This window comes from Blautia sp. MB18-30, from assembly GCF_023669475.1.
GTDB lineage: Bacteria > Bacillota > Clostridia > Lachnospirales > Lachnospiraceae > Blautia_A > Blautia_A fusiformis.
The window spans coordinates 1-8,020 of record NZ_JAMOYY010000065.1 but is presented as its reverse complement, the minus strand read 5'-3'; the positions used below and the strand labels follow the sequence as shown (position 1 = coordinate 8,020).

Genomic DNA, 8,020 nt, shown 5'->3' with positions numbered 1-8,020 from the left:
CTATATTTTCTTATTTGATAATCACTAAACTGATTAATCTTTATATGGAGAAATGTCTCATCAAATCTATTTCTCAAGTATCCTGCTTCACGAGTAGATATTATAAACCTATTTAAATAATAAAGTCCGCAAAAAATAGCGATTTCATCCCTTACTTTATTTCTAATTGCCAACGTAGGGATTTCATCTAATGCATCTAAAATAACCAAACACTTACCGTTATCCAAATAATCTGATAGCACTGATTGAATCTCATCGAAACTCAATTTTACATATTTACTTCTCTTAGAGAACTCATTGGTAATACACCACAATAATCCTTTCTTTTTTTCTCCAATTTCTTTTGCATATTCTTTTAAATCAATTTTTATCTTTACTGCATATGCTTCGTACATTCTTTCATAATTACAATAAAGATAATTCAATGTCGTTGATTTTCCTAGTCCTGCACCACCAATTAAGACAATTTTATTACCAAAATCAAAAAAATTCTCCAATCTAATTGTTTCTATTTCCTCTAATCCGCAATTATATAATTTTTCAATTTCCTTTCCATAATAAGAAAATGTATTCTCAACATAAAATTCATTAATATTTTGTTCTCGTTTTCTTTCCGCTCCAGAAATACCAGTAAATCTTATTGTACCATATTCCTTTTCACTTACTGCATGAAATAAATTGATATTCTCGTCATCTATTTGAATTTTCTTACATTCCAATGCATTAAAATACTTCTTAATATTTCTTTCATTTTCTAAAATTTTACCAATAACCTCTCGATGAGATATAGTCATTAATTGAAACAGGGCATAAGTACCGGGATAATCTTCTACTATTTTATGCAAATGGCTTATATATAATTCCTCTATCTTCTTTAGAAAAGTACGTACTTCATTATGATTTATATTCGTACATTCATCAAAAATATACTGTTCCACATTTTCAATATAATGACTTCGATCCATTCCATCATTTATACTCACAAAAAAATTGCGCATAATTTCAATAAATTTCTTACTTTTAATCAATAAATAAAAATCATTGCAATCCAAAGATGAGTCTGCAAATTCTTCAAAATGCTCACTAATAATTTTACTTAATTCTTTTAGCATTTTTCCCTTTTTCTTTTTTTCTATATAACTACATCCTATTGCTTCTGATACCGACATAGTTATTGATAAAAGTATATCTGCCCACATAATCTTTCTCCTTTGTAAATAACCGGAACTAAGGGACAGTGTCACCTGCCCCTATGCTTCTCTTTCCTTTTCTGCTGTTTCAGCTCAAACTGTCGCTGTTTCTGTGCCTCCCGTTGTTCCCGGCTCACAGTCTTACGCTCAGTTTTCAACTGCTCCTGCTGCGATTTCGTGCCTATTCCTGTATTCTGTATCTGTTTTCGCACTTCTCGCTTTATCCGTTTCGGATTACGCCCAGACTCCTTTACATCAGTTGCCACAGCCAGACTAAATCTTAACTGATAGTAATTTTTCAAGACAAAATCATATACCTCATAGTCTTTCGGTTCCGCACCAAACGTAACCTTGCATACAGAGAGTTTTCCCTCCGATATGCATTCAAAAAGGCCGACCCAAAAAGGCTCCTCAAAAAATACTGTCAATTTGCCTGATACTTTGTCCATGACAATTCTTCCTTAAATGATTGTAATGAACAAAGAATGGACGACCCTAAGGAGAGAGGGTTACTTACACCGAACGGTGCGGCCGGGCTACCTACCGGCTCTGCAAGAGATTACCTCTTACGTTGCGTTTTTATCTTTGCTCTTTGATTTTACCACATAATCGACTTATTATCCACAAGAACCAAACCACGAAAGCACTCTAAATGTTTCTTCATCTCTCCCCTCTATCTATCTTCCTTTTTCGTCCCTTATTTTGCATTCTCTGTGCTTCTTCCAGACTTTTCTCCCTCTGAACAATCGTTTCGACTACATCGCTCCCTAATGCCCGTTCTACTCGCTTAAAATCTCCTATTCTGTCCTTCAAAGCTCTGTTTTCATTCCAAAGTTCTTCCACACGGGCAGTAAGCGAATTCACCTTGCTCCACGCCCTATCATAAGATTTCTGTATATCATTGAACCTTCTGGAAAGATCAATGTATGCCCGGTAAACTGACCGCAACACTGTCACAATTTTCTTAAACAACGGCTTTGCTTTCTTTTCTCGATAGGATTTCCCTGTTTCCAATGCTCCCGCCTCCGGCAGCACCTCCTCTGGATCGGCAGAATATTTCTCTGCAAATCGTTCCATCTCTTTTATCATAGGCGCAATCTCCGTTAGCTTTTTCTCATATTGTGCCACATTCTTCTTTGCCTGTTCTGCCTTCTTATCGACTTCTTTCCAGCTTTCTCGAGCCGAAGACATATCCTGCTCAATACTTTTCAAATGATCCAGCCATTTTTCATTGACTTCTTGCATAGTAGCATTATGCTCTTCTAAGTCCGCTTTCTGCACTTCAAGTGCCGCCACTTCCTTTGCATGTTCCTGCTTTTCAAAATCCAGCAACGACAAATATTTTTCATGGGTTCCTTTCTGCTCCCATTCAATCCCGTGATCCAGCATAATTGAGGCAAGCTGCTGCTTTTCAGCCGCCACCCACTGATTTAATTCTGTCTCTATTCTCGTACCGCCTTTGAAACCGAGTGCTGACAAAGCTTGTTTCAAAGATACCCTTGTATCTAATCCTCGCTTACTTCCGGTTGTATATGGTACAAAGTCTACATGCAAATAAGGCGTGGTCTCATCCATATGAAGATGTGCAGCAAATACTCGCAACGCAGGATTCCGTTCTTGAAATCCTTTCATGTATTCATCTAATATCTTTGCAGCAAGTTGTCCCTCCATCATTTCTGAACCCATATTGTCTTTATCACCAATCTGAATAATAACCTCATGAAATAATTTTTCTTGTTTTCCAGAACGTATCTTTTCATAGTAATCATCTATCTTACGATCTTTTCGAGTCTGTTTATCGTTGTAACGCTTCAAGGCTTCGTCAAATAATTCATGATATACGTCTTTGATATCTTCATTACAATATTCAACATTCCAATGGGTTCTGTTCGGATCCGTATTCTTTGCATGAAATTTTCTACTGTTATGGTTCAGGGAGCCTTTCCCTGTCATAAAACTAATCGTCCTCTTCAATAAATCTCCTTTCCTTCGTTTTAAAACGCCAAATATGGCGATTATGTTTTGTTACTTTTGTCAAAAGTAACGCAAAAGCACTTTCGACAGCCTAACGTCCATCAAAAGTACCCTTGCGCCCTGCGGGAGCTTTCAAATCAGCCAGCACTGTATCGGCTACACCCTACAGCAATTCTCCTTGTTTGGTATGATACAGGTGCGTGCCACGCTCCTGTTGTATATTCCCCAAACAGACATCACCATCGATAACTGACTGTCACTCCACGCTTATCTAAATATTCCTGTCGTGCTTTCTCCTGCTCTTCCTCAGAAGGAGCAGTCTTATACTTCGTATAGAGTTCATGTCTGACTAATGCATCCAATTTTTCTTCCAATTCATTTCGAATATCTTCTTCATACTGATCATCTGAACCCAGATGATAAAAGATCAATTTTCGAAACAGTTCATAATCAATCTGTACTTTTTTCATCACTTCACTCCTTTTTAATCAAGGTGGCAAGATTCCCTATTCTTTAAGATATGGTAATCTTGCCATCTTCCTTTACTCTTCTTGTAACATCCAGAACCATTTATTTCCTATCTTCACAGAATCAATCTGTAATTCCTTCTTCGCATTCCAAAGTGTTTTCTTTTTAATTCCTCGTTCTTCTGCTTCTTCCGCTATTTTTGCCTGTTCCATTGATCCATTTTCTAAGATCTCTTTTAAAAATTCTTTCACACTTCAGATTTTTTGCCCTCGTCCATCACCAGACAATAAGTCCTCTGCACTGATGTCATATTTTCCAATCCAATGAAATCCTTTTTCTTTGTCTAATCGAAAGGCGATAGCATCTCCTTCCGGAGCAAGAGAACTCTTTACATGACAGATCACTCGGATTTCCGGTTCATCTTTCACTCTTCCAACAATCAATACGCTTCTTGCTGCCGCTTGAAAGTCAATAGACCCCAATCCACGATAGGATGATTTTCCATTACTATTCTTATTCATATGACCGATCAGAATAATAGCACATTGATATTTCTCTGCTAATACAGAAATTCTTTTCATCAATGGGCGAATCTCATTTGCCCTATGCATATCAACACCAGCCCCTAGAAAGCCTTGAATTGGATCTAATACTACCAATCTTGCTTTCGTCTGTATAATCGCTTCTTCCAGCCTTGCATCTACCATTGTTAATGGCTGATCCTGGTCATCAATCACCAAGACTCTAGAACAATCTGCCCTTGCCGCTAACAATCTTGGTTTGATCGTATCACCCAATCCATCTTCAGCTGTTTGATAAATCACATTGATTGACTCTACGCCTGTCTCTTCGGATTTTCCTTCGCTTGTTTCACTTAATATTGCTTCTCCTTTTGTTAACTTTGCAATGATCTGCAACACCACGGTGGTCTTCCCCTCTCCAGGATCTCCTTGAATAATGGTGACCTTCCCGTATGGTATGAACGGATAAAAGAGCCATTCGATTTCTTCCACTTCAACCTGATCCATGTGGATCAATTTCAGGCATGGTTCTGCCTTTTTTACTTCTCTATAATTATCTTCCATTTCCACCTCCTGCCCAACCGGGCAAGTCCCTGGCAAACAGAATTTAACAATTGTTTCAACAACAATTTTGTGATATACTCAAGTTATTAGGATGGTATATCAGTTATTCTGATAATCAGGGAACTTGCTCAGATTATTTCTGGGCTTTTTCTTTTTTCATAGTTTCTTTCTTCTGCAAATGCATTTAATATCTCCAACATTGTTCGAATAGGTGTAAACAACTCTTCATCGGCATCCTCTAATGTAGTTAACCTTTTTAGTTCCTCTTCAATCCCTCGAAGCTGTTTTCTAAACTGTACTAACATCAATGGATTTCCTACTGCTGTGACTTTTTGATGTAAAACACTTTCAATGATATATTCTTGTCTCGTCTGGTATCCACAAAGCTTTACTCTTAAATCCAGCTCTTCATTTTCTTCCGGAGACATTCGAAACGCTATGGTTACATTACGCCACCGATTCTTGTTATCCCTATTTTTTTCACTCATCCAGATATTCCTCTCTTTCCTGATTTAGATTTTCCGCCATCTCTGTTTGGATTGTCGGGAACAAATGTGCATATCGATATGTGATTTCCACACTTTCATGCCCTACCCTTTCTCCAATTGCCACCGCTGAATATCCCATATTGATCAACAATGACACGTGAGAATGTCGTAAATCATGGATTCGTATTCGCCTCACTCCTGACAACTTCACACCACGATCCATTTCATGATGAAGATAGCTTTTTGAAATTTGAAATATCCTGTCATTTTCATTCAAGCCATACAGCATTCCTATATACGATTCTAATTCTTCGCTTAAAAATTCCGGCATGGTGATCATACGATTACTCTTCACAGTCTTTGGATCTGTAATAATATCCTTCCCTTCTAATCTTTGATAAGATTTATTGATCCGGATAGTACACGCCTGAAAATCGAAATCTGCCGGTGTCAGCGCTAACAACTCTCCTATCCGCATACCTGTCCAAAATAAAATCTGAAATGCCATCCAGGAATCCTGCTTATCCATAATCGCATCTGAAAACTTCTGGAACTCCTCCAGCGTCCAATACGGTCGTTCATCCGCTTTACTCTTGCCCATGCTTCCGGCTTTTCGGCAAGGATTCGAACGCAAATCATAGAAATTTACTGCATAATTCAAAATCGCACTAAGCTGATTATGTATTGTTTTCAGATATGTGGGCTTAAACCCTTTGTCCATCATTTCCCCCTGCCATTTGCGTATCATGGGAGCTGTAATTTCATTAATTGGCGTCTTTCCGAAGTATGGTAGCACCTTGTCATTCATCACATACTCTTTCTGTTTCATGGTAGTTTTTCGTAAACGCTTTTCCATATCTGCCTTATAAATCTCCCAAAAGTCCGCCAGCGTCATCGTCGGATCAGATGATTGCTGCAACATGAAATGTGCGTACCATTCTTCTGCTTCTTTCTTGGTCTTAAAACCTCTTTTTTGTGATTTCTTTTTGGTTCCCGTCCAATCTGTCCAGCGATATTGTATCCGCCACGTACCATTGGGATCTTTCTTTGCATTGCAGCTCATGCACTTACCTCCTTTGCTCCTCCGTACCATTTTTCCTTAAAATACTCCACCGGAATTTTTCCGGCGATTGTGAGAAATCCTTTACTTGCCAAATCCTTATTCATTTCTCTAAGGATTTTGTAGGCTTTCCCCATACTCACACCAAGCATTTTTGCAATGTCCTCCGCACTGTAATAGATTTTTTCGTTCATATTGTTTCCTCTATTCTTGTATTTGTTTCTGCATAGTATCATTTTGTTTCGTTTTTATAATATCGTAACTTTTGTTTCGTGTCAATATCTTTTTGCTTTATTTTTTTGTTCTTGTGTGTTATCCTATATATGATGTTGATCAGTTTCACAAAAATATAGCTTTAGAGCAGGAGGCATGTTGTTATGACAGTCGGTGAAAACATAAGACGTATCCGGCAGGAACGTAATCTTACTCAAAAACAATTAGGAGAAATGGTTGGCGCAAGTGAAGCCTACATTCGTGCCTACGAAAGCGGCAGAAGAAATCCCAAACCATCATCTCTTGAAAAAATAGCTGATGCTTTATCTGTCAATCCCGAAGTACTGGCGAACTCTGATTTTGATGGCATAAAAGCCATACACAGACTTTTTCAGATATTCCGGCAATACGATGGACAACTCTTTGAATACCAGGATAAAGATGGAAATGATATGGTTGGAATCAGCTTTGGAACATTGTCTTTGATGCAATCATGGTTAGACCGCTATGAAAAATATGTGGAAGAAGTTGAAAAATGCAATGAAATAAAAGATGTTAAGAAGCGTGGGGAAGCTCTGCTGAAAGCTGAAGCAGACTTTAATCTCTGGATGGATATTTATCCGGAATCGGAACCATGGCAGGAACGGCTTAAGATTCAGAAGGCACATGATGAGGTTATGGATAAAATTGGGCTAAATTCAAAAAATACAAGGTAGGTGCTTCATTGAAATTATTACATTTATATATAGAAAAATACAAAAAATATGAAAAGCAACATATATTTTTCAGTAAAGATACTTCATCTTGTTATCAAAACGAACTATTTAATTCTATGCAAATTACCCTTTTTGCTGGTGAAAATGGTTCTGGCAAAACAACAATTTTAAGTTTTATAGCCAAAATATTTCGTTACATTCAACGTTTTAGAGATCGCATTCCTTGTGATTTTTCTCTTGCATATACAATTGAAACTGATGGAAAAGAGCATTCTATCATTTTAGAAAAAATAGAGAGCAACATAACAATATCAATTGATACTATCTTATATCATCTCATGAAATATGACATTCGCACAAAGTCATATAAATATGATTTATCAATTTATGATAAACAGATAACCTACGATGAGATTAAACCCTATCTTCCTGCAAATGTATTAGTTCTTGGGTTCGATGTTGACTATGACAGAATAAGCTATTCTCATAACTACTATGGTGATCGCCTTGTTAACTTTAGAAGCATAGACTCCGCATACACAACAAGCGCAATAGGTTCCGACTTTTCTCTTGGTATTTTGAATACAATATTGCAATCAACCCAAAATTTAGAATTGCAAAATATATTTAAGTGTATGGGATTTGAATTTGCCCCCTTTGTTGATGTCTATTTTAATTTTACTTCAGATGATTGGAATAGTGATTTAAACAAGTCAAAAATCGAAAAAAAATACTTTTACGAAGAATATTGGAAACATTATATCGATAAAGAGGTTGGGATGAATTCCAGAATTAATCTATCGATATTTTTTAGAGAGCAAAAAAA

The 8,020-nt window shown here is 37.0% G+C and carries 9 protein-coding genes and 1 pseudogene; 2 read left to right on the top strand and 8 right to left on the bottom strand.

Features of this window, described 5'->3' with window-relative positions:
* The 8 genes and pseudogenes from NCY57_RS16205 to NCY57_RS16170 form a co-directional block, all read right to left on the bottom strand.
* A partial coding sequence (locus NCY57_RS16205) for an NACHT domain-containing protein (RefSeq protein WP_250789846.1) occupies window positions 1-1,199 on the bottom strand: 1,199 nt, incomplete at its 3' end.
* 41 nt (window positions 1,200-1,240) lie between these two features.
* Window positions 1,241-1,639: a YjdF family protein gene (locus NCY57_RS16200; RefSeq protein ID WP_237971730.1), complete on the bottom strand. Its 399-nt coding sequence runs from the start codon at window positions 1,637-1,639 to the stop codon at window positions 1,241-1,243.
* Window positions 1,640-1,850: 211 nt separating this feature from the next.
* Window positions 1,851-3,143, bottom strand: a complete 1,293-nt coding sequence (locus NCY57_RS16195; RefSeq protein ID WP_237971728.1) for a plasmid recombination protein — start codon at window positions 3,141-3,143, stop codon at window positions 1,851-1,853.
* A gap of 257 nt (window positions 3,144-3,400) precedes the next feature.
* Entirely contained in the window at window positions 3,401-3,634 is a 234-nt protein-coding gene (locus NCY57_RS16190) for a complexin-2 (protein ID WP_226978985.1), read from the bottom strand.
* 72 nt (window positions 3,635-3,706) lie between these two features.
* A pseudogene (locus NCY57_RS16185) lies at window positions 3,707-4,717 on the bottom strand (AAA family ATPase).
* 128 nt (window positions 4,718-4,845) lie between these two features.
* Window positions 4,846-5,205, bottom strand: coding sequence for a plasmid mobilization protein (locus NCY57_RS16180; protein WP_237971726.1), 360 nt, complete (start codon window positions 5,203-5,205; stop codon window positions 4,846-4,848).
* Entirely contained in the window at window positions 5,198-6,268 is a 1,071-nt protein-coding gene (locus NCY57_RS16175) for a site-specific integrase (protein ID WP_250789845.1), read from the bottom strand. The genes NCY57_RS16180 and NCY57_RS16175 overlap by 8 nt, the downstream gene beginning before the upstream one ends.
* Window positions 6,265-6,501 (bottom strand): RepB family plasmid replication initiator protein, encoded by a 237-nt coding sequence (locus NCY57_RS16170; RefSeq protein ID WP_330639021.1) that lies wholly within the window; start codon window positions 6,499-6,501, stop codon window positions 6,265-6,267. The genes NCY57_RS16175 and NCY57_RS16170 overlap by 4 nt, the downstream gene beginning before the upstream one ends.
* Window positions 6,502-6,642: 141 nt before the next feature.
* Between NCY57_RS16170 and NCY57_RS16165 the strand changes: the two genes are divergently transcribed.
* Entirely contained in the window at window positions 6,643-7,194 is a 552-nt protein-coding gene (locus NCY57_RS16165) for a helix-turn-helix domain-containing protein (RefSeq protein ID WP_237971619.1), read from the top strand.
* A gap of 8 nt (window positions 7,195-7,202) precedes the next feature.
* Window positions 7,203-8,020: AAA family ATPase (locus tag NCY57_RS16160; RefSeq protein WP_250789844.1), on the top strand; the 818-nt coding region annotated here is incomplete at its 3' end.